Annotated in this window: 31 protein-coding genes; 18 read left to right on the plus strand and 13 right to left on the minus strand. The window is 64.3% G+C overall.

Annotation, left to right across the window (positions count from 1 at the left end):
* Positions 1-23: 23 nt before the first annotated feature.
* The 5 genes from E3T38_RS03915 (at position 24) to E3T38_RS03940 (ending at position 4915) form a co-directional block, all read left to right on the plus strand.
* On the plus strand, positions 24-656 hold the full coding sequence (locus tag E3T38_RS03915) for a hypothetical protein (protein WP_174775207.1): 633 nt from the start codon (positions 24-26) through the stop codon (positions 654-656).
* A 46-nt stretch (positions 657-702) separates the two neighbouring features.
* Complete coding sequence (locus tag E3T38_RS03925) at positions 703-1341, plus strand: DUF1684 domain-containing protein (RefSeq protein WP_134546315.1); 639 nt, start codon at positions 703-705, stop codon at positions 1339-1341.
* Between the two features lie 251 nt (positions 1342-1592).
* A complete protein-coding gene (locus E3T38_RS03930; RefSeq protein ID WP_134546459.1) occupies positions 1593-3197 on the plus strand; it encodes a DEAD/DEAH box helicase in 1605 nt (534 codons plus the stop codon).
* 129 nt (positions 3198-3326) lie between these two features.
* Positions 3327-3818: a GNAT family N-acetyltransferase gene (locus E3T38_RS03935; protein WP_104195859.1), complete on the plus strand. Its 492-nt coding sequence runs from the start codon at positions 3327-3329 to the stop codon at positions 3816-3818.
* Between the two features lie 101 nt (positions 3819-3919).
* Positions 3920-4915, plus strand: coding sequence for a nucleoside hydrolase (locus E3T38_RS03940; RefSeq protein WP_134546317.1), 996 nt, complete (start codon positions 3920-3922; stop codon positions 4913-4915).
* 27 nt (positions 4916-4942) lie between these two features.
* On the opposite strand, the gene E3T38_RS03945 is transcribed toward E3T38_RS03940, so the two are convergent.
* Entirely contained in the window at positions 4943-5527 is a 585-nt protein-coding gene (locus E3T38_RS03945) for an NUDIX hydrolase family protein (protein ID WP_104126831.1), read from the minus strand.
* A 127-nt stretch (positions 5528-5654) separates the two neighbouring features.
* Between E3T38_RS03945 and E3T38_RS03950 the strand changes: the two genes are divergently transcribed.
* On the plus strand, positions 5655-6317 hold the full coding sequence (locus E3T38_RS03950; protein WP_134546319.1) for an alpha/beta hydrolase: 663 nt from the start codon (positions 5655-5657) through the stop codon (positions 6315-6317).
* Positions 6318-6370: 53 nt separating this feature from the next.
* On the opposite strand, the gene E3T38_RS03955 is transcribed toward E3T38_RS03950, so the two are convergent.
* The gene (locus E3T38_RS03955) at positions 6371-6808 is read right to left on the minus strand and encodes a DUF5997 family protein (RefSeq protein WP_134546321.1); all 438 of its coding nucleotides are present in this window, start codon (positions 6806-6808) and stop codon (positions 6371-6373) included.
* 85 nt (positions 6809-6893) lie between these two features.
* Here E3T38_RS03955 and E3T38_RS03960 point away from each other — a divergent pair, with 85 nt between their 5' ends.
* On the plus strand, positions 6894-7751 hold the full coding sequence (locus E3T38_RS03960) for a LysR substrate-binding domain-containing protein (protein WP_134546323.1): 858 nt from the start codon (positions 6894-6896) through the stop codon (positions 7749-7751).
* A gap of 4 nt (positions 7752-7755) precedes the next feature.
* Here E3T38_RS03960 and E3T38_RS03965 read toward each other — a convergent pair whose 3' ends face one another.
* From E3T38_RS03965 to E3T38_RS03975, 3 genes are all read right to left on the minus strand, one after another.
* Entirely contained in the window at positions 7756-8154 is a 399-nt protein-coding gene (locus E3T38_RS03965; protein WP_134546325.1) for a VOC family protein, read from the minus strand.
* A 31-nt stretch (positions 8155-8185) separates the two neighbouring features.
* Positions 8186-9013, minus strand: coding sequence for an ABC transporter permease (locus E3T38_RS03970; protein ID WP_370448982.1), 828 nt, complete (start codon positions 9011-9013; stop codon positions 8186-8188).
* 101 nt (positions 9014-9114) lie between these two features.
* A complete protein-coding gene (locus E3T38_RS03975) occupies positions 9115-10182 on the minus strand; it encodes an ATP-binding cassette domain-containing protein (RefSeq protein ID WP_198417290.1) in 1068 nt (355 codons plus the stop codon).
* Positions 10183-10476: 294 nt separating this feature from the next.
* Between E3T38_RS03975 and E3T38_RS03980 the strand changes: the two genes are divergently transcribed.
* Positions 10477-10938, plus strand: coding sequence for a hypothetical protein (locus tag E3T38_RS03980; RefSeq protein ID WP_134546328.1), 462 nt, complete (start codon positions 10477-10479; stop codon positions 10936-10938).
* A 57-nt stretch (positions 10939-10995) separates the two neighbouring features.
* Here the strand turns inward: E3T38_RS03980 and E3T38_RS03985 are convergent, their stop codons facing one another.
* The 3 genes from E3T38_RS03985 to E3T38_RS03995 all read right to left on the minus strand — a co-directional run bounded on the left by E3T38_RS03985 (position 10996) and on the right by E3T38_RS03995 (position 14379).
* Positions 10996-12282, minus strand: coding sequence for an ATP-binding protein (locus E3T38_RS03985; RefSeq protein ID WP_134546330.1), 1287 nt, complete (start codon positions 12280-12282; stop codon positions 10996-10998).
* A 46-nt stretch (positions 12283-12328) separates the two neighbouring features.
* Complete coding sequence (locus E3T38_RS03990) at positions 12329-14044, minus strand: aldehyde dehydrogenase family protein (RefSeq protein WP_134546332.1); 1716 nt, start codon at positions 14042-14044, stop codon at positions 12329-12331.
* A gap of 92 nt (positions 14045-14136) precedes the next feature.
* The gene (locus tag E3T38_RS03995) at positions 14137-14379 is read right to left on the minus strand and encodes a hypothetical protein (RefSeq protein WP_134546334.1); all 243 of its coding nucleotides are present in this window, start codon (positions 14377-14379) and stop codon (positions 14137-14139) included.
* Positions 14380-14435: 56 nt separating this feature from the next.
* On the opposite strand from E3T38_RS03995, the gene E3T38_RS04000 reads away from it, so the two are divergent.
* Positions 14436-14876: a MarR family winged helix-turn-helix transcriptional regulator gene (locus E3T38_RS04000; RefSeq protein WP_134546336.1), complete on the plus strand. Its 441-nt coding sequence runs from the start codon at positions 14436-14438 to the stop codon at positions 14874-14876.
* Positions 14877-14917: 41 nt separating this feature from the next.
* On the opposite strand, the gene ald is transcribed toward E3T38_RS04000, so the two are convergent.
* On the minus strand, positions 14918-16033 hold the full coding sequence (gene ald / locus E3T38_RS04005; protein ID WP_134546338.1) for an alanine dehydrogenase: 1116 nt from the start codon (positions 16031-16033) through the stop codon (positions 14918-14920).
* Positions 16034-16181: 148 nt separating this feature from the next.
* Here ald and E3T38_RS04010 point away from each other — a divergent pair, with 148 nt between their 5' ends.
* Together E3T38_RS04010 and E3T38_RS04015 are read left to right on the plus strand one after the other, a co-directional pair.
* Positions 16182-16667: an Lrp/AsnC family transcriptional regulator gene (locus E3T38_RS04010; protein ID WP_134546340.1), complete on the plus strand. Its 486-nt coding sequence runs from the start codon at positions 16182-16184 to the stop codon at positions 16665-16667.
* A gap of 23 nt (positions 16668-16690) precedes the next feature.
* Positions 16691-17317 carry a LysE/ArgO family amino acid transporter gene (locus E3T38_RS04015; RefSeq protein ID WP_134546342.1) on the plus strand — a complete coding sequence of 209 codons (627 nt, stop codon included), beginning with the start codon at positions 16691-16693 and terminating at the stop codon, positions 17315-17317.
* A gap of 105 nt (positions 17318-17422) precedes the next feature.
* Here E3T38_RS04015 and E3T38_RS04020 read toward each other — a convergent pair whose 3' ends face one another.
* The 3 genes from E3T38_RS04020 to E3T38_RS04030 are packed head-to-tail and all read right to left on the minus strand — an operon-like array spanning position 17423 to position 18920.
* Positions 17423-17761, minus strand: coding sequence for a hypothetical protein (locus tag E3T38_RS04020; RefSeq protein ID WP_134546344.1), 339 nt, complete (start codon positions 17759-17761; stop codon positions 17423-17425).
* Positions 17758-18405 carry an Asp23/Gls24 family envelope stress response protein gene (locus E3T38_RS04025; RefSeq protein ID WP_134546346.1) on the minus strand — a complete coding sequence of 216 codons (648 nt, stop codon included), beginning with the start codon at positions 18403-18405 and terminating at the stop codon, positions 17758-17760. The genes E3T38_RS04020 and E3T38_RS04025 overlap by 4 nt, the downstream gene beginning before the upstream one ends.
* Positions 18402-18920 (minus strand): RNA polymerase sigma factor, encoded by a 519-nt coding sequence (locus E3T38_RS04030; RefSeq protein ID WP_241984286.1) that lies wholly within the window; start codon positions 18918-18920, stop codon positions 18402-18404. The genes E3T38_RS04025 and E3T38_RS04030 overlap by 4 nt, the downstream gene beginning before the upstream one ends.
* Before the next feature lie 187 nt (positions 18921-19107).
* Between E3T38_RS04030 and E3T38_RS04035 the strand changes: the two genes are divergently transcribed.
* The 7 genes from E3T38_RS04035 to E3T38_RS04065 all read left to right on the plus strand — a co-directional run bounded on the left by E3T38_RS04035 (position 19108) and on the right by E3T38_RS04065 (position 22894).
* Complete coding sequence (locus tag E3T38_RS04035; protein ID WP_134546350.1) at positions 19108-19584, plus strand: Asp23/Gls24 family envelope stress response protein; 477 nt, start codon at positions 19108-19110, stop codon at positions 19582-19584.
* Positions 19581-19775: a DUF2273 domain-containing protein gene (locus E3T38_RS04040; protein WP_233197681.1), complete on the plus strand. Its 195-nt coding sequence runs from the start codon at positions 19581-19583 to the stop codon at positions 19773-19775. The genes E3T38_RS04035 and E3T38_RS04040 overlap by 4 nt, the downstream gene beginning before the upstream one ends.
* A gap of 2 nt (positions 19776-19777) precedes the next feature.
* Positions 19778-20218 carry a hypothetical protein gene (locus E3T38_RS04045; RefSeq protein WP_241984274.1) on the plus strand — a complete coding sequence of 147 codons (441 nt, stop codon included), beginning with the start codon at positions 19778-19780 and terminating at the stop codon, positions 20216-20218.
* Between the two features lie 32 nt (positions 20219-20250).
* Complete coding sequence (locus tag E3T38_RS04050) at positions 20251-20823, plus strand: DUF6286 domain-containing protein (RefSeq protein WP_166805406.1); 573 nt, start codon at positions 20251-20253, stop codon at positions 20821-20823.
* Positions 20820-21425 carry a hypothetical protein gene (locus E3T38_RS04055; RefSeq protein ID WP_134546354.1) on the plus strand — a complete coding sequence of 202 codons (606 nt, stop codon included), beginning with the start codon at positions 20820-20822 and terminating at the stop codon, positions 21423-21425. The genes E3T38_RS04050 and E3T38_RS04055 overlap by 4 nt, the downstream gene beginning before the upstream one ends.
* Positions 21426-21527: 102 nt before the next feature.
* Positions 21528-21701 carry a CsbD family protein gene (locus E3T38_RS04060; protein ID WP_134546356.1) on the plus strand — a complete coding sequence of 58 codons (174 nt, stop codon included), beginning with the start codon at positions 21528-21530 and terminating at the stop codon, positions 21699-21701.
* Positions 21702-21835: 134 nt separating this feature from the next.
* On the plus strand, positions 21836-22894 hold the full coding sequence (locus tag E3T38_RS04065) for a YihY/virulence factor BrkB family protein (RefSeq protein WP_134546358.1): 1059 nt from the start codon (positions 21836-21838) through the stop codon (positions 22892-22894).
* Positions 22895-23025: 131 nt separating this feature from the next.
* Here E3T38_RS04065 and E3T38_RS04070 read toward each other — a convergent pair whose 3' ends face one another.
* Positions 23026-23544 carry a CarD family transcriptional regulator gene (locus E3T38_RS04070; protein WP_104126853.1) on the minus strand — a complete coding sequence of 173 codons (519 nt, stop codon included), beginning with the start codon at positions 23542-23544 and terminating at the stop codon, positions 23026-23028.
* Positions 23545-23554 lie beyond the last annotated feature (10 nt).

The raw sequence follows: 23554 nt of genomic DNA on the forward strand, positions 1-23554 counted from the left end.
CATGCTCAGACCAAACTGGGTCAATGCGCGTTCTGCTCAAAGAGATCCTCGACTGCCCCCCGGATGCCGCCTGGCACGCCATCCACAGCCCGGCCGTCTTCCGTGAGGTGAGTAGCCCGTTCATGGCGGTGGAGTCGCTCGAAGCCGACGGTTTTCCCACCCGCTGGGAGCCGGGCGAACACCCCGCCGAATTCTCCATGCTCGGTCTGGTGCCGATGGGCACCCAGGTAATTCGGCTGGCCAATTCGACGCACCGTGCCGATGGGGTGCGAATTCTGCGCGATACCGGTCGTGGTGTGTCGGGCGCACTGAGTGCGGTCACGCTCTGGGACCACCGCATGGCGATCGCCCCTGACCCGGCCGGAACCGGCAAAACGCTGTACCGCGACCAGCTCATTTTTCGCGGACGCCCGGCGACGATCGCGCTCTGGCCGACCTTCTGGGCGTTCTGGCAGTGGCGGATGCTGCGCCTGAAGCATCTCGCGCCTAACTGGCAGTACGACATCGGCATCGACGACCCGGACTTCGTGCCTTCGGCGCAACGGGTGACCCCCACCGAGAACACCGAGAACACCGAGAAGGCCGAGAAGGCCGAGAAGGGCGAGAAAGGCGAGAAAGGCGAGAAGGGCGAGAAGGGCGAGAACACCGAGTCGTAGTAGATCGCTTCGTGTGAATCATTCCCTCGGCGGTAGCGTAGCCACTATGAGCTCTTCCCTCGCTGCCTTACAGATCGCCGACTGGCGTCGCCTTGTGACCGGACTGTACGCGGGGGTGCGTCAGCTGAGCGCGACCAGCCCGGCGAGCGGGCACGAACTGTGGCGTTCCGGGCGAGACGAACTGTTCGCCGGGCATCCGTCGTCACCGTTGCTGCGCGACGACCGCGCGGCATTCACCGGACTGCCAATTGCCGCCTATGACCCCGACTGGCGCTTCGAGGTAGAGGTGCACCGGGCCGAACAGCCGCATCGCATGAACGTAGAAACGGGAACTGACGGCACTGTGCCATTCGACCTGGTCGGCACCGTGCGACTGCCCTACCTCGGTTCCCTCGACGTATGGCGACTGGCGAGTTACGGCGGCGGCTTGTTCCTGCCGCTCAAAGACGCCCTCGCTGGCAAGAGCGACGGGACCTATGGCGGTGGACGCTACCTTCTCGACACCATCAAGGGCGCCGACCTCGGCCCGGGTACGGAGGACGACAGCCTCATCCTCGACTTCAACTTCGCTTACAACCCCTCCTGCGCGTACGACCCGATATGGGCCTGCCCACTGCCGCAGGGCGGCAACATTATCGACGTCGAGGTGCCGGTCGGCGAGCTCTACCACGGCGACCATTTCTAGGGCTCTGCCGCCGATTTGACAGCATCCGCTAGAGTAGGGGTACTTGCGAGTGCGTAGCTGCGCTTGCTGCGTCGTAGAACGCCCTCTTCTCTATCCGGCGGCCCACCAGGGCTGACCTGATTTTTCGAATGAAACATTCTTACGGCGAACGGATGTGCCCCTCGGCACCTTCGCCATGTGAATCCTCCTGGTTTGCTTATCGCTGCGCGGTAAAGCGAACGGGCGAGGAGACTGATGCCCTGAAAGGCACCATTTTGTCTACAACCTTCGGCACGCTCGGCGTGCCTGCTCCCCTGGTTAAGGTTCTCTCTTCCCAGGGAATCGACACCGCCTTCCCGATTCAGGTCGATACTCTTCCTGACACACTGAACGGCCGCGACGTGCTCGGCCGCGGCAAGACCGGTTCGGGCAAGACCCTGGCCTTCTCCATTCCGATGGTGTCCCGCCTCGGCGGCAACCTCGCCGGCGGCAAGCGCCGCCCGGGCCGCCCGCTCGGCCTGATCCTCGCGCCGACCCGCGAGCTGGCCACGCAGATCACCAATGCCATCACCCCGCTCGCCGAGGCCTACGGCCTCAACACCACGACCATCTTCGGCGGTGTCTCGCAGGGCCGCCAGGTCGCCGCGCTCAAGGCCGGCGTCGACATCGTCGTGGCCTGCCCCGGCCGGCTCGAAGACCTCATGAAGCAGGGCTTCGTGAACCTCGACACCATTGAGATCACCGTGCTCGACGAGGCCGACCACATGGCCGACCTGGGCTTCCTGCCCGTCGTCACCCGCATCCTCGACAAGACGCCCGGCACCGGCCAGCGCATGCTGTTCTCCGCCACGCTCGACAACGGCGTTGACAAGATCGTCAAGCGCTTTCTGCACGACCCGGTGATGCACTCGGTCGACGAGGCCAACAGCCACGTCTCGGCCATGACCCACCACGTGTTCGAGGTCTCCGGCGTCGACGCCAAGAAAGACCTCGTGCAGAAGCTGGCGAGCGGCTCCGGCCGTCGCATCCTCTTCATGCGCACCAAGCACCAGGCCAAGAAGCTCGCCAAGAGCCTCACCGACGCGGGCATCCCCTCCGTCGACCTGCACGGAAACCTCTCGCAGGTGGCCCGTGACCGCAACCTCGCCGCGTTCAGCACCGGCACGGTCAAGGTTCTCGTCGCAACGGACGTCGCCGCTCGTGGCGTGCACGTCGACGACATCGAGCTGGTCATCCACGTTGACCCGCCGGCCGAGCACAAGGCCTACCTGCACCGTTCGGGCCGTACCGCCCGTGCCGGCAGCGCCGGTGATGTCGTCACCGTCGTGCTGCCCGAGCAGAAGCGCGACACCGACGCCCTGCTGCGCAAGGCCGCCATCAAGGTGACCCCGCAGCGCGTGGACTCCTCCTCTCCCGCCGTCGACGCCCTCGTCGGCGACGTCGCTGCCTACGTCAAGCCGCTTCCCCGCGTCGAGGCGCCGCAGCAGCAGCGTCAGTCCCAGGGTGGGCGCTCGCAGGGCGGTCGTTCGCAAGGTGGCCGTGCCCAGGGCGAGCGCAGTGCTCGCCCCAGCCGTGACGGTGATTCCAGCCGTGGCGGCCGCGATGCCGGTGCCAGCCGCTCCGGCGCAAATCGCGACGGTGCCCGCACCGAGCGTACCGACGGCGGTCGTGGCCGTGCCGGCGACGCGGCCTCGGCCGGCGGCGCTCGTCGCGAGCGATCCGGCCGTCCGGCTGGCGCCGCCAGCGCACCTCGTTCCGGTTCGGCCGCTGGCCGTTCCGGCGGAGCGCGCGTCGGCAGCCTCCAGGTCGGCGGACTCGTTCGCGGACCTGGCTCGGGTGGGGCCGGTCGTTCGGCTCCGCGTCGCTCGCAGGGCTAGTCTTCACGGGCTCATCCCGCAGCATCCGCTTGAAACAACAGTAAAAACGGGTCGGTCTCTTTTCGAGATCGGCCCGTTTGCGGTATCCGAACGTCACGACACACTCCCAAACACGGTTAGTGTCGAACCATGAACACCACAGTTGTCGTTCGACCCGTCAGTGAAACAGATGCCGAAAGCCTGGGCCGCGTTCACGCCGCCTGCTGGCATGAAACCTACGATCACCTGCTCAGCCAGGCCGCCCTGTCGCAGCTGCGGCCGCAGCGTCTGGCCGCCCTCTGGGGCCGCTTCACGGCCCAGGGCGCGCAGTACCGCCAGCATGTCGTGCTCGTCGATGGCGAGATTGTGGGCTTCGCCGGCAGCGGACCGACGCGCGACGGTGACCATCCCACCCCGAACGAGTTGTTCTTCATGTATTTGCTCGAGGCCAATCACGGTTTAGGCGTTGGCCAGCAGCTCTTCGATTCCGTCGTCGACCCGGGTCCGTCGTCGTTGTGGGTAGCCGCCGACAACCCCCGGGCCCACGCTTTCTACGCCCGAAATGGCTACCTCGCGGATGGTCTCGAGCGCAACGAAGAGGTGCTTGGTGAAAGACTGCACGAGGTGCGCCTGGTTCGATAGCGGCCCGCGCACCCGTGCGAACTTCGTCCGCCAGCGCTCGATTGCGGCCCAAAAACCCCTGATGTGATTTGGGGGCATATTCAAAGTAATAGGGTGAGCGGATGACTAATTCCGCGGCCCCCAGGGCGATCCCCGTCATCCTCGACGTCGACACCGGGGTCGACGACGCCCTGGCCATTCTGTTCGCGCTCGCTCACCCGGGCATCAACGTGCTGGGCATTAGTTGCGTGGCCGGCAATGCCTCGCTCGAGCGCGTGGTCGAGAATACCCTGCGTATTCTCGATGTCGCAGATGCCCCGTATATTCCTGTCGCTGCCGGCGCTCGGCGTCCTCTGCTCGAGCCAGCCCGATCGGCCGCGCACGTGCACGGCGAAGGTGGCCTCGGTACCCTGCAGCTTCCGCCGACCGACCGACGCGCAGAGCCGATCAGTTCGGTCGAACTCATGCGCAAACTGATTGTGGCCAGCCCGCACCCGGTCACCCTGGTTGGACTGGCCCCGCAAACCAACCTGGCGCTGTTGCTGCGCCAGTACCCCGATGTGGTCAGCAACATCGAGCGCATCGTCTTCATGGGCGGATCTACCACGGTCGGCAACGCCACCGCCGTCGCTGAATTCAACGTCTGGCACGACCCGGAAGCCGCGGCCATCGTGCTTGATTCCGGCGTGCCCATCTTTATGTACGGACTCGACGTGTTCAACCAGGTTGCGATTCCGGAGCACGTCACCACTGCACTCATGCACAGCGACTCCGACCTCGCCCACGTTGTCGGTCAGCTCCTCGGCAACCGGATCGCGCTCGGTTCGGGCCGCAACGCCGACTATTCCGGCCTGATCGGCGATGCCGGCGCCCTCTGCGCCCTGGTCGACCCGGGCGCGTTGGAGACGGCGATGCTGCCCCTCCGGGTGCAGCTGTCCGGTTACGGCCGCGGCCAGACGATCGTCGACAAGCGCACGCATCCGGGCGAGGACATCGTGCACGGCCTGGTCGGCGAATGGGAAGCCGCTGAAGTTGCTCTCGACGTCGACGTCGACCGCTACGTACAGCTGTTCCTCGACACGCTCGGCCTCGGTTCGGCGCTGCCGCTGTCCAGGTAGCGGCCGGGTCGTGACACGCTGAGCGCGTCAGTACAGCTGGCCGACCGAGGCGAGGGCTGCGCGCAGCAGGGTGCCGCGGCCACCTTCCATTTCGGCTGATACGCCCGGGGATGCGGCCTCGGCCGGCGTCATCCACGTGATCTCCAGCGCGTCCTGCCGGGGATCGCAGGTACCGCTGACGGGAACGACATAGGCCAGCGAGACGGCGTGCTGGCGGTCATCCGTGTAGGCGGTGATGCCGGGCATGGGAAAGTATTCGGCGACGGTGAACGGCACGGGGCTGGTCGGCAGCTGCGGAAAAGCCATTGGACCGAGGTCTTTTTCGAGGTGACGAAACAGTGCGTCCCTGAGGGTTTCGCCGTACAGCACGCGGCCGGAGACCAGGGTCCGGGTCATTTCGCCGGTCGGTCGGGCGCGCAGTAGCACGCCGACCTCTACGACCTGGCCGAGGCCATCTACCCGAACGGGCACGGCCTCGATGTAGAGAATCGGCAGCCGCCGGCGAATCTCGGCGAGCTCGACGTCTTTCAGCCAGCCCGGATTCGTGTTCGGGGCTCCCGCGGGGGGCTTTTGCGTCCAGTCCGGGTCTGGGTCAGGGGTTCGCACGCTCATAGTGCCATTCTGTCTTACGTGGCCGCCGTGCGCGCACGCGCGGCGCTGCTCGGTGCGAGAAGCGCGCCAGGCAATGAAAGTATGGGGTGCGCGGCGCCCACGCGTTGCGCGTACCGGGGAGGACCCCATGACCACTAACACCCCTATCGACACTGCTGCCGTACTCTGGTCGACGAACGGCGCCGATCAGACCGATCGACCGTTGCTGATCATCATGCACGGCTACGGTTCGAACGAGGGCGACCTGTTCTCGCTCGCTCCACATTTGCCGCTCGAACCGGTGATCGCGGCGCTGCGCGCGCCCCTGCCGGTCGGCGCGGGATGGGCGTGGTTTCCCATCACTGACCCGGGCAATCCCGACACCGCGACGGTGGACGCGGCCGTCGCCGCGGTGCTCGACTGGCTCGATGCCTTGCCGCAGCAGCATCCGTCTATCGGTCTGCTCGGATTCTCGCAGGGCGGCGCCATGGCTCTCGAGCTGCTGCGCGCCTCGCCGAATCGGTTCAGCTTCGCGGTGAATCTCTCCGGCTTCGTCGCGACCGCCTCGCAACCCGGTGACACCGTACTGGCGGATCAGCCGGTTCCGGTGTTCTGGGGGCGCGGAACCGCCGACGGTGTCATTCCGGCCAGCGCGGTAGAGCGCACCCAGGCCTGGTTGCCCGGGCACAGCACGCTCACCGAGCGCATCTATGAGGGACTTCCCCACTCGATCTCTCAGGCCGAACTCGACGACGTAGTCAACTTTCTGCGCGCCCAGTACGGTCAAAGTGCGACTGAACCGATGGCCTAGGAGCGCTCAGGACACGGTTCGGGTCAGCGCGATCGAACCACGGGACGATATTACTAGCGGTCGCGCTTGGCCTGCTCCTGGGCGGCCTGGCGCTCAACGTGCGCCTTCTTGGCCACGCGCTGGGCGTCGCGGTCTTTCACTGCGATCTGGTCGGCGCGCACGCCGGCCTGGGTAGAACGTTCCAGCACGAGCCAGGCCGGCGGCTGCTGGAGCAGGGCGGCGATCTCGGCAGTGCTCAGCGGGTCGGTGATCTCGCTGCGGGCCAGGCCGGAGATGGAGACGCCAAGCTTGGCGGCGACAACCTGGCGCGGGTGCGGACCGTTGGCGCGCAACTCGACCAACCATTCGGGCGGGTTCACCATGAGCTCGGCCAACTCGGTGCGGCTGACAAAATCGGTCTGGAACCCAGCCGGTGCCGCGTCGAGCAGAATCCCGAGTTTCTGGGCCGCCGTGGCGGGCTTCATGGTCTGGGGCTTCTTTTCGGAACTCATTGTTCAAGCGTATAGCCTGAGAGGGCGCTCGTTTGGGCAAATCGCACGCTGCTGGTAAATGCGCGGCCGCAAGTTTTGAGAAAGGATGCCGGTGAGCTTTTCCATCGCCTTCGTCGCCGGTGTCACCCCCACCAAATGGACCCGTATCTGGGGCGACCGCCGCCCTGACGTGCCGCTCACCGTATTTCGCACCGAGGCCGCTGAGCAGGTTTCAGTGCTGCACGACGGTCGGGCCGAAGTCAGCCTCGTGCGACTCCCGATCGATGACACCAATCTGAGCGTCATCAACCTGTATAAAGAGATTCCCGTCGTGGTCGCGTCGAAGGATCACGTCATCGAGCAGGCCGAGACCGTACTGCTGGCCGATCTGGCCGACGAACACCTGCTGCAGAACCCCGATGACGTGCCCGAGTGGCGCGACATTGCCGCAGAGGTGCGCGACGGCAGCCGTCGGCTCCTGCCGTTGATGCGCGACCTCGACGAGACCATGGAGCAGGTCGCCGCCGGCGTCGGCATCATCATCGTGCCGCACTCGATCGCCCGGCTGTACGGCCGCAAAGACGTCATCTCCCGCCCGGTCACCGACGTGGCTGACACCCAGATCGCCCTCGCCTGGATCACCCGGGAGACCACCGACGACATCGAAGAGTTCATCGGCATCGTGCGCGGGCGCTCCAAGGCGAGTTCGCGAACGGATGCCGGCCCGCCCGCTGCGGCCGACGCCGCGACCGCAGATGGAGAACAGCCCGAAGTTTCAAGCGATGGCCGCCCGCAAAAGCCACCGCGCAAACCGAAGAAGACCGACAAAGCCAAGGCCGCTGCGAAGGCCATTCGAGTTGCCGCCGCAAAAGCGAAACCTGCTGTGCGCAAGAGAACCGAGAGCGCCCCCGGCCGCACCCGGCCGACCAAGAACCCCAACAAGGGCAAAGGCCGCGGGCACTAAGAACCTACGGGTTCTGGAGCACCGACAAAATATTGCCGGCGGGGTCGGTGAACCAAGCAATATCGGGGCCTGCCCCGGCGCCGGCCGCGATGCCTTTGTCATTCTGCTCGAAACCGTCGTAGCGCAAAAACTCCACACCGCGCTCGGTGAGTTCGTCGACGGTCGCATTGAGGTTGACGACCGCGAAATTGAGAATCGTATACGTGGCCGGCACGAAATCCGGTTTCGGGTAGGCGATGACCGGTGCGCCGCCGGGAAGGGCGATGTTCAGCATGCCCATCTCCTCGACCGTGACCTCAAGGCCGAGGGTTTCGGCGTAGAAGGTGCGCGCAGCATCGAGGTCGGAAACCGCGAATCCGCTGAAGCCGGCAACGATTCCGACGTTGTGCTCGGTCTGGGGCATGAGTGACTCCTTCAGTCGGAACATCAATCGATCAGCGGGAGCTGATCGAGGCGAACTTGCGAATACACAGCGGCACGAATACCAGCAACATCACGGTGATGCCGATGAGTACGGTCAGGACAGGGTTTTGCATGGTCCAGATATCAGGCACCGGCGCGGTACCCAGGTTGCCGAACAACTGCCGCACGGCCTGCACGAGCGACGACACCGGGTTCCACTCGGCAAAGACACGCAGCGGCGTCGGCAGGGTCTCGCTCGGTACGAACGCGTTCGACACGAAGGTGAGCGGGAAGAGGATGAGGAACGACGCATTGTTGATGACCTCCGGGCTTTTCACGCTCATACCGAGCAGCGCCATCACCCAGCTAAAGGCGTAACCGAACAGCAACAACAAGCCGACTCCCGCCAGGAATTCAGGCGGCGAGGTGTTGACCCGCCAACCAACCGCGAGGCCGGTTGCCATCATGATGATCATAGAGATGGTGTTCAGCGCGAGGTCGCCATTCGTTCGACCGATGAGCACAGCGGATGCGTTCATCGGCAAGCTCCGAAAGCGGTCGATGATGCCTTCCTTGAGATCGAGTGCCATGGCCGCGCCGGAGAACGTCGCTCCGAACACGACTGTCTGCGCGAAAATGCCCGCCATGAGAAACTGCGTGTAGTCGCTGCCCTGGACCGCGATCGCTCCGCCGTACACCTGGCTGAACAACAGCACGAACATGATCGGCTGGATCACTGCGAAGACGAGCATGTCGGGCGAACGCTTGATCTTGATGAGGTTGCGCTTAGTGACCGTCCAGCCGTCGGAGTACCAGAGAGAAAGCGGATTCCAGGCGGGCAGCGGAGGCAGTGTGCCCACTCGAGATTCATTTCGCTCGCGGGCCGGATCGGGTGTGACTGGCTCGGGCCTGACGGGATCAGGGGTGACGAGCTCGGGCCTCACGACGGAGTGGCGGGGGCTCATGTCACCTTCTCCAAATCGGTGGCGTCGGCATCCGCCGCGCGTTTCTGCACGCGCTTGGCCTGCGCTCGTTTCGACAGCTTGGGGCCGCTGGCATCCGTGTCGTTGTCGGTAACGGTGAGATCGGCTTTGTGCCCGGTCAGCCTGAGGAATACGTCATCGAGGGTGGGGCGGCGCATGCCGGCATCGTGCAGGTTGACCTGCGCCGCACGGAGGTCGGAGAGCATGTTCTGCAGCGCAGTCGGGCCGTCCGTGACGGCAACCTCGACTCCGCGGCCGTCGGTCGACACCGAGGGCTCGCCCGAGCCGTGGCGGGCCAGGATCTCGCGGGCAGTCCCGACGTCGGTGGCATCGACCAAGGCCACCACCACGCGGTGCCCGCCGATCTGGGCTTTGAGCTGATCTGAGGTGCCCTCGGCAATGACTCGGCCGTCGTCGATCACGACGATGTCATCGGCGAGCTGGTCGGCTTCTTCGAGGTATTGCGTCGTCAGTAGCACGGTCGTGCCGTCGGCGACGAGACGCTTGATGACATCCCACAGAGCGATGCGGCTGCGCGGGTCGAGTCCGGTCGTCGGTTCGTCGAGAAAGAGTATCTTGGGATTGATGACCAAGGCGCCGGCGAGGTCGATGCGCCGCCGCATACCGCCGGAGAACCCCTTGACGGGCCGGTTGCCAGCGGCGGTCAGCTCGAACAGGTCGATGAGTTCCTGAGCCCGTTTGCGGGCGGCCGTGCCACCGAGGTGGTAGAGGCGGCCGACCATCTCCAGGTTCTCGAATCCGGTCAGGTTCTCGTCGACCGCTGCGTACTGGCCGGAGACCCCGATAATGCGTCGCACCGATTTCGGGTGGCGGATGATGTCGATTCCATCGATGACGGCCGTGCCGGTATCCGGTCTGATCAAGGTCGTGAGCATCTTCACAACGGTTGTCTTTCCGGCACCGTTCGGTCCGAGCAGGGCTTTGACCGTGCCACGGGGAACCTGTAGGTCGAGCCCGGCGAGCGCGTGCACCGGCCCGCTCTTGGACTGGTAGGTCTTGGTCAGGCCTTGTGCCTCAATAATCACGAAATCGGTTCCTTGCCTGAAGATCGAGAAATTGCGCAGATGTCGAATCGTCTTACCCTGCGATGTTAACCGGGCCGGATTCCTTTGACAACCGATGTCTCGCACGAGGGCCCGGCGCTACCCCGCCAACGTCAGCCCGGGGTGACCCAATTGGCGCTCCCTGTGAGAATCTCAGAAACATGGTCTGTTTCTGGCAGCAACCACGGAGGACGCTATGCACTGCCAATGAATCGGATCGGGAAGCTGAACACCTGTCACTATTTGGTCAGGGAAACACCCCATGGAGAGGAATTCATGTCCACGACCACCACGCAATCAACTGAAAAACACGTGCAGTCCCTCGCGCTGCACCGGGAGAACACGGGCGAGCGCATGATCAACCAGAGCCTGCTTGTGCGCCGCATCACTGTCGGACTTTCGCTCGCTGTCGTGGGGGCGATCCACATCCTTGATCTGCCCGGTAAATTCGACGAAACTCCGTATCTGGCGGTCGCCTATATCGGGATCATCCTCGTCGCGGCCGTCCTCGTTGAGCGGGTACTGGTTGTCGGGTCGAGAATTGACTTTCTCGCCGCCGCCACGCTGTCGGCAGCCGTCATCATCGGCTTCATCGTCAATCGCACCGTTGGTATGCCGATGGCCACTGGTGACATCGGAAACTGGCTAGAACCGCTCGGTCTGCTCTCACTCGCCGTCGAGGGCTTCGTCATCTGGCAAGCACTCGTCGCCGTCGCACTACACCGCAGTCGGCGCTAGCTCTACAACTGAGACGACCGTCGATTGGCCGAAACTCTCGCTCAAGCAGAGTCGCTCCTACAGCCGGGCGAGGCGCTCGATGTCTTCGAGGAACTCGGCTGCGACCTCGTCGGACACGGTTCGGCGGGTTTCGGAGATTGCAACCTCATAGTCTTCGGTGCTGGGGCCGTTGATAGCAGGCCCAGCACCGGCTTTGTAGAGAGCTTTCTCAAGCGCGTGCTGGGATGCCCGATGGGCGGCGTATTCGACGTCGGCCGGGGAGAACCCGTCGCTCTGCTCGACCAGGATCGCCAGGTCGACCTCCCCCGATACGGCGTCGGGAATGTAACGTTCCCAGATAGCTTGGCGGGCGGCGACATCCGGCAGCCCGATCGGCACAACATAGTCGAAGCGTCCGTGGCGAAGAAAGGCGGAGTCGAGTGCGCGAATGAAGTTCGTCGCGCAGACCAGCAGGCGACCAGGTTGTTCGCGAAAAGCCGGGATGATCTTGAGCAGTTCATTTGTCACACCCTGCATAGCCGAGGGCGGTTCGCCGGAACGCTGGGCGGCGATCTCCTCGACCTCGTCAATGAACACGACCGCATGTTCGAGCTCGGCGATCTTCAAAAAGGTGTCCCGCAGCGCGCCGGCGAGGCCCTGCGGGTCGGTGGCGAGGCGGGAAGGGAAGACCTCGACGAACGACCACTCCAGGCGGGAGGCGATCGCCTTGGCGAAGGTGGTCTTTCCGGTCCCCGGAGGGCCGAACAGTACGACGGCTTTGGGCGGCGAGACACCGTACTGCTCAGCGAGTTCGGGTTCAGCCAGGGGCATGACCAGGCGGCGCTCGAGCAATTCCTTCTCACGTTCCATACCGCCGACCTTCTGCCACAGGTCGCGCGGCAGTACGCGTCCGCCTAGCTCACCGAGCAGTTTGAGCTCCTCCCTCTGCACGGGAATGTGCCGCTCGAAGTAGCGCAGGTTCTTCTTCACTTCGAACCCGCGGTTGAGAAAGGGATCGACGTTCGTCTCTGATTCGGGCATGAGCGCTGACAGTTTGGTCATGCCGTGCGGGGCCATTCGGCTCTCGAGGGCAGCGAGCATAGCCGTGCCGATGCCCTGGCTCTGCCAGCTTTCGGCGGTCGCCAAAAAGACGATCCAGCCTTGCGCGTGAGCAGCGCGGCCGACGGCTGCGCCGACGACCTCCTCGCCGTGCACCGCTACAACGGCGTGATCCTTCTGGCAGGAGGCGAGCACCTCGGAAAGACCGTAGACCGGTTCTGTGTCTGAGGCCTTGATCTCTTCCCACAGACGCAAAATGCCGTCCAGATCGTCGGAGTGAAAGTCGCGCAGTCGCCAGCCAGTCATCGTGAACCTCGCATCGTAGGGTGTGCAGCCAATCTATTACATGCGATCAGGCGTGAAATGCGGCGACGAGAATGCGAGGCAGTCTGCGCGCGGAGGGATGGGCGGCGAATTCGGTCAGCAGGCGGGCGGTGCGCGCGCCGCTTCTAGCCGACACGAACCACGGCGGTTTGGGTAGCAGCGCCCACTCGGCGTGGGCGACCGAGCGCGGAAACGGGCGGAACGGACCGCGCACCACGGTGCGCTCCACCTCATCAAGAAGGAGCGCGTTGTGGACCACTCCGATACCGCTCTGCACGTTATCGAGGGTGTGCCCCGGGAATGCACCCCACGGTGCCGCCGCCGAGAGAAAGCCGACGCCGGTCCAGGCGTTGATCGCGATGGTTCCGTACTGCAGGCGCGTAACGGCCCGTTCAAACCCCGGGCCAAGCCGCCGAATAGTACCCGGCAACCCGATAATATTCACACCGAGAGTGCCGTGGAAATCACGATTAACGGTCCGAACGGCGGCGTCAAGATAGGCCTGGTCATCCCCCGGCAATTCGAGGACGCCGAGCACGGGTGCAAAGTATTCCGTTGTCAGCATATTTTCTGTGGAAGGGGATGCTGTGAAAGGGGATGCTGTGGAATTCGGCACGGCTATGAGCAGGCGCCCGCCGGGAATCGGCTGCGCGGCCGGGTAGGCAGCGCAGGCCGCCCGCATCCGCTCGTCGCTGCCGGGGTACCAGGCCGGTCGTGTCGGCGCGGCAGCGAGGGCCGCGGCGACCGCGGCGAGAAATGCGTGCTTCTGCGGCCAGGCGGCGCTCAGCACGAGCACCTGCCCGGCGATGCAGTTGTAGCCGCCGTTATGCAGCCGCATGGTGGCCACGTGTTCGGCCTGGTAGCGCAGGTCCTTGGGGCTCCACCGGCCGGGCAGCACGATGATCGGGGATACTCCGCCGAGTTCGCTGCTGATCGGTTTACCGAGGCGGGGAGTCTTGGACCCACCGAACACGATGGCGTCGTGGGTGGCCGCGCTGCCGGTGATGTGCACGTGGCTGATGCCCACGTGGTGGGCTAGGTAGTCGCCCACGTCGGCGCCGCCGATGACGATGCGCAGCAGGCCCTGCGCGATGAGCGGGGCGAGAGCCGCCCGATAGATCGGCAGTAGTCCGTCGAAGGTGGGGTTGAGCTTGAGTATTGAGACCCGATTGTGCGCCAGGAGCTCGTACAGCACATCGAGCGGGGCGATCGAGCTGATGTTGCCGGCACCGAGCACGAGGCCGACCCCGCCGGTCACTGTCGGACTGAGCTGGCCCAAGCCGGCCGATACACGCGCCCGCTGCACAGTGACGCCCGGCCGCAGCCAGGTTCGGGCGCTGAATCCGTGGAGCAGCAGCCCATCCCACGCGTTATGGGGCAATACGGAAACAGTGACGCGACCTCCGGGCGCGCGCCCCAATCTCTGGCCGGCGAGCGGGCTGCGCCCGGAAGCGAGCCCCCGCAGAGTGCGGCCGAGTGCATACACCGAGGTGAGCACCGCATATGGTCCGGTCAGCCATTCTTCGCCGATCAGCGGAGACGAGGGGTCTAAACCTTTGGCATGAGCCACAGCAGCCACCCAGCGCTCGGCTTCATCAGAAACGGATGTCGCGGTGCGCGCCAGCAAAGCGCCGCGCGCCGCGAGCGGGGTCACCCTCCACCGCACGCTTCCTGCAGCCAACTCGGCGATCGCGAGGTCGAGCTGTGACGTGTTTTCGTCAGCGCGGTCTGCCGTCGTGGACATTGATCTCCCGTGATTGGCGCCCAGACCAGCCCGGGGCAGATAACTGGTGCCTGTGCGGACGTCTGTGCCCGGCAGCCGCCCGAAGCGGCTGGCTAGGGCAGGTCTACCGGACAGTGGAGCTGGGTACGTTCGCCACTGCGGTCGATGTCGTGCTGGTCCATCGGCTGGGAGCAGACCGGACAGACACGCACGGGCGCGGGCTGTGCGCGGAGCAGATCGGACCCGCTCAAACCAACCGGCGGCGGTCCGAGAATGGGAAACAGTCGACCGTTCAGCCAGGCAGTGAAGCCGCCCGGTCCTGTGCCGAATGAAAAGGGTATCTTGCCGTGCATCATGACTGTTAGTGTACTAACTAAAAGCATAAAGAACAACGGGTCGGAACAGGACACCCATGACATCGTCAACGCTTGACAACCCCCTTGCCCTCGACAACCAGGTTTGCTTCGCCCTGGCCATCGCCTCACGCAACGTCATAGCCCTGTATCGGCCCATTCTGGAGCCACTCGGGCTTACTCATCCGCAGTATCTGGTCATGCTCGCCCTGTGGAACGAGAGCCCGCGCACACTCAAGGGCCTCGGCCAGACCCTCCGCCTCGAGCCAGCGACTCTCTCCCCCCTGCTCAAGAGGCTCGAAGCCACCGGCTACGTGCGGCGGCAGCGCCGGGAGGCCGACGAACGAACGCTCGATATCACGCTGACCGACCGCGGACAGAACCTGCGGGCGGTGGCCGAAACTATCCCACCGCGGGTCGTCGAAGCGCTCAACCTGCCGATGGACGACCTGCTTCGCCTGCACGATGCACTGCACCGGGTTATCGTCGCGACGTCCTGACCCGCCGGCGCCGACTGGAAAGATACCGCTTGAGGACCGGCTCAGGCGATCGCGTCGGATACCGTCAACAGGGCGGCGTGGAAGGCAGACGCAACGTGCGCGTTGGTGATGCGGCCGTTGTGCACGTTGAGCCCCTGGGCGAGAGCGGAGTCTTCGGCGATGGCCTGCTTCCACCCCTTCTGGGCCAGCGCGACGACGTAGGGCAGGGTGGCGTTGGTCAGTGCCCGCGTCGCCGTGGCCGGCACTGCGCCGGGCATGTTGGCAACGCAGTAATAGACGCTGTCATGCACCAAGAAGGTGGGATTGTCGTGCGTGGTGGCGTGCGATCCCTCGAAGCATCCGCCTTGGTCGATCGCGATGTCCACGAGTACGGAGCCGGGCTTCATCGAGGCAACCATGGCGTCGGTGACGAGTTTGGGAGCCTGCGCACCTGGAATGAGCACAGAGCCGATAACAAGGTCAGCGTCCCGCACCTGCTCGGCAATCTCGTACTGGGTCGACGCGCGCGTCTGGATCTCGCCGTTGAAACGGGCCTCGAGTTGGCGCAGGCGAGCCAGCGACAGGTCGATGATGGTCACGTCGGCGCCCATGCCAAGCGCGTTAGCCGCGGCGTGCTCGCCGGCCACGCCGCCGCCGATCACGACGACCTTGGCCTTGGGGGTTCCGGGAACACCGCCGAGCAGAATTCCGCTACCGCCGTTGGCACTCATCAGGTGGTAGGCACCGACCTGCACCGAGAGGCGGCCAGCGACCTCGCTCATCGGCGAGAGCAGCGGCAGGCTGCGGTCGGCAAGCTGCACGGTCTCATAGGCAATCGCGGTCGTGCCAGACTTGATCAGAGCCTCAGTGCATTCAGCGGATGCCGCGAGGTGCAGATAGGTGAACAGCACCTGCCCCGGGCGCATCAACGGGTATTCGCTGGCAATGGGCTCCTTGACCTTCAGGAGCAGGTCGGCCCCGGCCCAGACTTCGGCGGCGGTGTCAGCAATGAACGCCCCGGCAAGCCGAAAAGCATCGTCGGTGATGCTGGAGCCCAGCCCGGCACCCTTCTCGATGACGACCTCGTGGCCGCGCCGAGTGAGTTCGTGAACACCGGCAGGAGTGATCGCCACGCGGTTCTCATTATTCTTGATCTCGGTGGGAATGCCGACCAACATGTCTGCTCCGTTTCGGGTTGCCAGCGCCGAACGTATCGGCTGTGATAGGGCAAGACTGCTATTGATTCGTTTCAGCTAGGTAAAATACGTAGAATCTGCCAGACTTCAAGAATATTCCACTAAATATGCGGTTGTCAGGAGATGTGAGATGACGGAAACGAAGAGGATTCGGGTGGTCGAAACCCTCGACGACGTCGATCGCATCCTGGTCGCGGCGCTGCAGGCGGACTCCCGCACGACCAACAGCCGGCTCGCCAGCGCGGCTGGTATCGCCGAGTCCACGTGCGTCTCCCGGGTGCGCTCGCTGGTCAGCCGCGGAATCATCACGCGCTTCACGGCCATGGTCGACCCGAAAGCGATAGGACTCGGCCTACAGGCGCTGATCAGCGTGAGCATTCGCGCAGGCGCCCGCACGCACATCCCGGCCTTTCGCGATTCGATCCGGGTGATGCCGCGCGTTGTGCAGCTATATTTTCTCGGTGGGTCCGAGGACTTCATCATTCACCTGTCGGCCCGGGACACCGACGATGTGCGCGATTTCGTGCTGGACAACCTTTCAGCCAATCCCGCGGTCGCGTCAACCCGTACGAGCATGGTGTTCGAGCATTTCTACAACGGCGTCGCCCCCGAATAGAGCGCCCCTAAATTTTCCACGAAATGAACTTCGCCGACACGATTCTGCCCACCATGTTCGGTTTTGGCACCGGACTCGCGCTCATCATCGCGATCGGTGCCCAGAACGCGTTTATCCTGCGGCTCGGTATTGCGGGGCGGAACCGCACCGTGCTCGCCGCTGTGCTGATCTGTTCGGTCTCCGACGCCGTGCTCATTCTGGCCGGCATCGTGGGAATCGGCGCTCTTATTCGAGCCGCCCCGGTCGTTCTGGTCGTCGCGCGGGTGCTCGGCGCCGGCTTTCTGCTCACCTACGGTGCGTTCGCCGCAGTGCGCGCCTTCCGCCCCGGCGTGCTTGTAGCGGCCGCGACTACATCGGTGCGCACCAAGGCCGCCGTCGCGACGACCATCGCGCTCACCTGGCTCAACCCGCACGTCTATCTCGACACCCTGATTTTTCTCGGATCCGTGGCGAACCAGCAGGGGACGAATGAGCGCTGGTGGTGGGGCGCAGGGGCAATCACGGCGAGCTTCGTCTGGTTCTTCGCGCTCGGTTTCGGTGCACGGATGCTCCGGCCCTTATTCGCAAAGCGCAGCTCCTGGCGAGTGCTCGACGGTTTCATCGCCGTGGTCATGATCGCCCTCGGCGTGCGAATGGCGGTCGGCGTTTAGCGGTGCTACTCGCGCCGGTACCCAGCCTTGCCAAGCAGCAGCGCCTCGGCGAGCCAGTACTCGTCGGAGCTCACGTGCACGACCAGCACGACTATCCGTGATCGGCTAGCCGTTCAGCCACACGCTGGCCACGATCACGACGATCTGCACGACCGGCGGGTTACCGCCCTCGAGGTGCGCGGCGATCGCGTCGTGCACCCGACCGCTCACGTCACTCGAGGACTCCGCCGCACCGATGCCGATCCTGGCCGTGACCCGAACGCCGTCAGCTCGCTGTTCGATGTGCACGAGGGGCGCTGCGGGCACTCGATGGGCCACCGCATCGAGGGTGGCGCTGAGTACGGTGGCTATCACTGACCCGGCCGGATACAGCATGGCAACACCGGACACCCGGCGCACCAATACGTCAAGCTGGTCGAAAGAAGAAGCGTCCGTGGTCATCATTTTTCCTGTTCGTGAGCGGATGCATCGGGCAGCGAATGCAGGTCACTCACAGTGATATCGATGGCCACCACGACCAGCTCCGTATATTTACTCAAAGTGGCATACATCGCGTCTCGCAGCTGATCGGCCAGCCGCGGTATATTCTCACCCGGGAATACAGTCACATCGACCCGAATGGAGATCGGCGCGCCGGGCACGCTGACGTCGCCGACCAGCACACATCGGCCGACGAACACGTTCTGCATACGATCGCCGGTTTCCCGCAGCATGCCACGCACGGCGCCTTCCGTCACGACGAGGCGCGCGATCGGCGACGGGTGGGTCAGCGGAATCTCCCGGCCGGCATGGGCCTCCAACGAAATATTGTTGAGAATGGGCGACACCCAGCTGTCGTCGCGCCGGGATTCGCGTTCGAGGTCTCGCTCCAGCAATGACCGCTGCGCCCGACGCAGTCGTTCGAGACCGCGCAGGGCGATTTCACAATCGGGCGAGTCGTCGATGCCCGGGTCGGCGGGCATCCGTTCGCGATCAAGGTAGTCGCTGAGTTGCTCGATGGTATGACCGTTCAGGCCAGCTTGTTCCTGCTCGGTGCTGTCGACGTCGAATGCGAAAAAACGTCGGTTCGCCGGTGTCCGTTCGGTCATCGCCAGTCCTCCATCTGTCGAAGTAAGGTCTTGCGAGCGCGGGCCAGCAGTCCGCGCACGGTGGAGAGCGAAAGGTTCAGCTCGGCGGCAATGTCACCGTAGCTGTACTCGGCGAGTTCGCGCAGGGTCCAACAGCGCCGTTGATCAACGGGAAGAGCCGCGAGTACCCGCGCGAGTGCTTCGGTCTCGGACTCCACCTCTGCGAGGACGTGCGGGGCGCGACACTCGGGCGCCGAGGCATCCGTGTCATCGATATTGACGTGCGGGCGTCGAGCGCGGAGCCGATCGATACTCTTACGGCCAACGATGCGCATCAACCAACTCTTGACAGCGCTGCCGTCTTCGAGACTGCCGAGTTGCTGCCAGGCCGTGATGAATGATTCCTGCACCACGTCGTCGGTTTCGTCATTTGAGCCGAGAACCCGGGTCGCGTAAACCCGCATAAGTGGGCCGTACCGGCGAACGAGAACCTCGAAGGCACGCAGGTCGCCATCGGCAGCGCGGTCGGCGAGCATTTGGTCGGCGGCCGCATCGAGCGGCGACGCAACCTGCTCACGCACTTTGCCGGACACATCCCCTCCTTGGGCAAACGGTTCCAGAATATTTCTCATCTCCGCGTGACGAATATGCCACACGTTTCGTCTTACTGGTAACAATCCGTTCTGGCTAGACCAGACGGCCCTCTATGAAGGAGCTTTTTCCATGGACCTCATCGACAGCAACGGCCCCGTATCGTCGAGCAAGTCTCCGCGCAGCCGCGTCCCGATCAGCCCACCGCCGGCCGGTGAGTCGGCCACTGGAACCGGCAAGACCGTCATCAACGACGGCGTCGTGGCCAAGGTGGCCGGCATCGCCGCCCGAGAAGTCTCCGGTGTGCACGCGCTCGGCGGCGGCGCCGCCCGCGCTCTCGGCGCCATTCGTGACGCAATGAACAGTACCGACGTGAGCCAGGGCATCTCGGTCGAAGTGGGAGAAACGCAGGTTGCCGTTGACGTGACAATCGTCGCCGAGTACCCGGTACAGCTGCAGCAGGTGGCCGACGATATCCGCTCGAGCGTTATTCGCGCCATTGAAGACCTCGTCGGTCTCGAAGTCACCGAGGTCAACGTGACGATCATCGATATTCACCTGCCCAGCGACGATGCCGATGCTGAGCCGAGTAAAGCCGCACTGCGGTGACTAACGCAACCCGAACTGGAATGCTGGTCGGTGCGATTCTCGCCCTGACCTGGGTGATTCTGGGTTTTTGGGCGTTTCTGTTTGTTGCCCTGTCCATGCTGGTCGGTGCCCTGATCGGCCGCGTGGTTGATGGCCGCCTCGACCTCGGCTCTCTGATCGGAGCGTTTCAGGGAAAGCGTTCATCATCGTGAGCGTGGCGACCGATACCGCAAACGAGTGGTTTCTCGGCGGAGCGGTACACGACGCATCGGACGACGGTACTCGGTCCACGACCGTGACGTCTCCCCCGCCCCGCGGCCGCACCCGCATCGTGCCCCGGGCGCTACGCCAAGTCGTCTCGATGGTCACTGCGGAATCGCTCGGCGTTCCCTCCGGACAAGTCCGCGTGGAACTCGGCGATGACCACGGCCGGCTCGCGCTCACGATCAGCACCACCATCCGCGTCGTTGCCCTCTCCCGCATCACCCGCGACCCCGCCGTCATCGCGCGCACTGGCGGCACGATTCTGGCCCGGTCGGCCCAATCGCAAGTCGAAATTCTTCGTCGCGTCGGAGAACTCACCGGCACCGATGTCGGCCGGGTCACCGTGCGGCTGACCGGCATTGACGTGCAACAGGAACGCAGGGTTCAATGAACTCGGCACCGGCCGATCGGTCTTCAGCGCCGATGACACCAATTTACGGGCGCATCAGCCGGCGTGAATTGCATTCGCCGCGTTCAACGGTCGCCATTATCGTGGCCGTTGTCGCAATTCTGATCTGCGCTTGGCTCGGCACCGAAATTGTGCTGCTCATGATCGGCCAACCGGCCCTGCTCGCGACCCCGACCGAACTGGCAACCGGCGTCGCATCCGTTTCGACTGTGCCGGCTTCACTGCTCACCACTATCGCGCTCGCCTGCGCCCTCATCGCCATCGTCCTGTTGATCGTCGCGGTCACGCCCGGCCGAAGGGCGCGGCATCTGATCGATTCGGAGCGAACGGTGACCGTCGTCGATGACGAGGTAATCGCATCCGCTTTGGCCGGGCGCGCCGCGCGCGTGGGCGGCATCAACCCCGACAACACCCGGGTCAGTATTTCTCGTCGCCTTGCCACGGTGCACCTCGTGCCGACATCGGGGCAACCGGTGCAGCGTGACTCGGTGCAGCAGGCCGTACGCGACCAGCTCGATGGCCTGCACCTGCGGCCGACACTGCAGACCCGGGTCGTCGTGGCCGTTGGCGGAAAGGTCGGAACGTGAACAACACCAACCGCGCGCTCAACCGCAGCGTTATCCTGGTGACCGGGCTGGCGCTGCTGGCCGTGGCCACTCTGCTCGGCCTGCTCGCAACGCAAGCCACACTGCGGGATGCGTGGGCCTCGGTTGCTGACCGGGTTGGCGGCACGGTCGCCGACTGGCTCCAATCTACGCCGCTCGCCAACACGCGAAATAGCTGGATTTGGATCATCGTCCTCACCCTGTTGCTGGGCGTCGTTGGCCTATTGCTCAGCTTCATTCTGCGGCAGGGCCGCGGCCATTCCGGCCACCTCATCAGTGAACAGACCTCGGACTGGGGCACCACACAGGTTGATTCGACGGTTGCCGAGCAAGCGCTGCAACACGCGCTCGGCGAGCACCCGGAATTCTTGTCGACCCGCGTCTCGACCTATCGGGTGTCCCGCGACGCCGTACTCAAGGTCTCGGTGACCTGTCGACGAGGTACTTCCCCGGCCGATGTCGTGCACGTCGTCGAACAGGCCCTGCTTGCCCTCGATGAACTCCTCGGCCTGCGCATCCCCGCCCTGTTGCAGATCAGCGGAGGCTTTCGGGTGCGTACCGGTCACACCACGCGCGTGCCCTAAATCTTTGAGGATGCCACTCACCGAGATCCACCCCCCCTACTCACGTTCAGCGCTTCCGCGCCGAACACTCCCCCAGAAACACCTCACGAAAGAGAGAACACCATGAGTGCAGCCGACAAGATCAAAAACGCCGCGCAGGACCTCAAGGGCAAGGCCACTGAGGCCGTGGGCAAGGCCACCAACGACGACTCCAAGGTCGCCGAAGGACGCGCCGACCAGACCGCGGCGAGCGCCAAGAAGGTCGGTGAAGACATCAAGGACGTCTTCAAAAAATAGTTCGAGATCTGCTGAAACCCAGCACGCGACCTACGCTGAGATTTAGTCAGCACGCAGTAGATTTTTCTGTCCGGGGTCGCGATCGCCCGACCGACCGCGACCCCGGCTTCACTCGAACCGAGCAGGAGACTTTCATGGCAGACACGGGCCGAAGCCAAAAACTCACCGGCGCTCCTGCCCCCGATGACGACCGCAAGCCGGATACGCCGGCCAAGGTCACGAAGTCCTCCTGGAAATACGTCTTCAAACGCACGCTCAGCGAATTCAGCACCGACCAGTGCACCGACATTGCGGCGTCGCTCACCTACTACGCCGTGCTGTCGCTGTTTCCCATGCTCATCGCCCTGGTTTCGCTGCTCGGCGTGTTCGGGCAGGGGCGGCAGTCCGCCGACACCCTGCTGACGATTCTCGCCTCGGTCGTTCCCCGCGACGCCCTCGACGTCATTTCGGGGCCGATCGAACAGTTCAGCACCGCACCATCCGCCGGGTTTGCACTGGTGGCGGGGGTCGCGGTCGCGCTCTGGTCGGCATCCGGTTATGTCGGAGCCTTCAGCCGCGCCATGAACCGCATCTACGCGATCGATGAGGGCCGGTCATTTCTCACGCTCAAGCCCACGCAGTTGCTCGTCACCGTCATCAGCATCGCCCTGCTGCTCGTAGCCGTGTTGATTGTGGCCATTTCCGGTCCCATCACGGATGCCGTCGGCGCAGCCCTCGGCCTCGGCCAGACAGTGCAGCTGGTCTGGTCCATTGCCAAGTGGCCGGTGCTTGCGGCCACCGTCGTGTTGCTGATCGCGGTGCTGTACTACTTCACCCCGAACGTGCGCCAGCCGAAGTTTCGCTGGCTGAGCCTCGGAGCACTGGTCGCCCTCGTTGCGATCGTCGTCGCGTCCCTGGGATTCGGATTCTACGTTGCGACGTTCTCGAACTATGCCGAGACCTACGGTTCACTCGCTGGAATCGTCATCTTTCTGCTCTGGCTGTGGCTGACCAACCTCGCCTTGTTATTTGGTGCGGAGTTCGACGCCGAACTCGAGCGTGGCCGCCAACTGCAGGCGGGCATCGCCGCCGAGCAGAACATTCAGCTGCCCCCACGCGGCACCAGGAAGAGCCAGAAAGCCGCTCTCAAGGAGATGCAGACCGTCGCTGACGGCCGTCGCATCCGCAAAGCCAACGCCGGCCCGCGTCCGTGACGGTTTCCGGGACGCCCAGCCCCTCCTCCGCGTCGTTTCGTCCGTTCCAGACCCGGGCCCGGAACGCTGTCTCCCGACCACACACGAACACCCTCGCTCGCAAGGCGAACGAGGGTGTTCGGTCAATCCGACTAAACGGTTATTTCAACCGGCTCATCACTGACGACGTAGTTCTGAATTTCGATGAGCAGCAGGTCGCCGGCTTCCTGGTCGGTCAGGCCCTGGGCCAGAGCGAGTTCGGAGACGAGAATCTGACGGGCCTTTTCGAGCATCCGCTTTTCGCCGGCAGAGACACCCTTGTCCTGGTCGCGACGCCACAGGTCGCGCACGACCTCGCTGACCCGGTAGACACTGCCGCTGGCCATTTTCTCCTGGTTGGCCTTATAACGGCGTGACCAGTTGCCCGGCTCCTCGGTGAAGGCGTTCTGCAGAATTTCGTATACAGCGCTGACACCCGCGGCGTCGATGACGTCGCGCACGCCGACGAGCTCGACGTTGTCGACCGGAAGCTGAATGGTCAGCGCGCTCGTGTGCACGTTGAGGGTCATGAACTGCTTCTCGACGCCCTTGATATTGCGGGTCGCGAGGGCCGTGATGGTGACCGCTCCGTGGTGCGGATAGACCAGGGTTTCGCCGATTTCGATCTTCATAGAATGTGCC

The organism is Cryobacterium sp. Hb1 (genome assembly GCF_004403585.1).
Taxonomy (GTDB): Bacteria; Actinomycetota; Actinomycetes; order Actinomycetales; family Microbacteriaceae; genus Cryobacterium; species Cryobacterium lyxosi.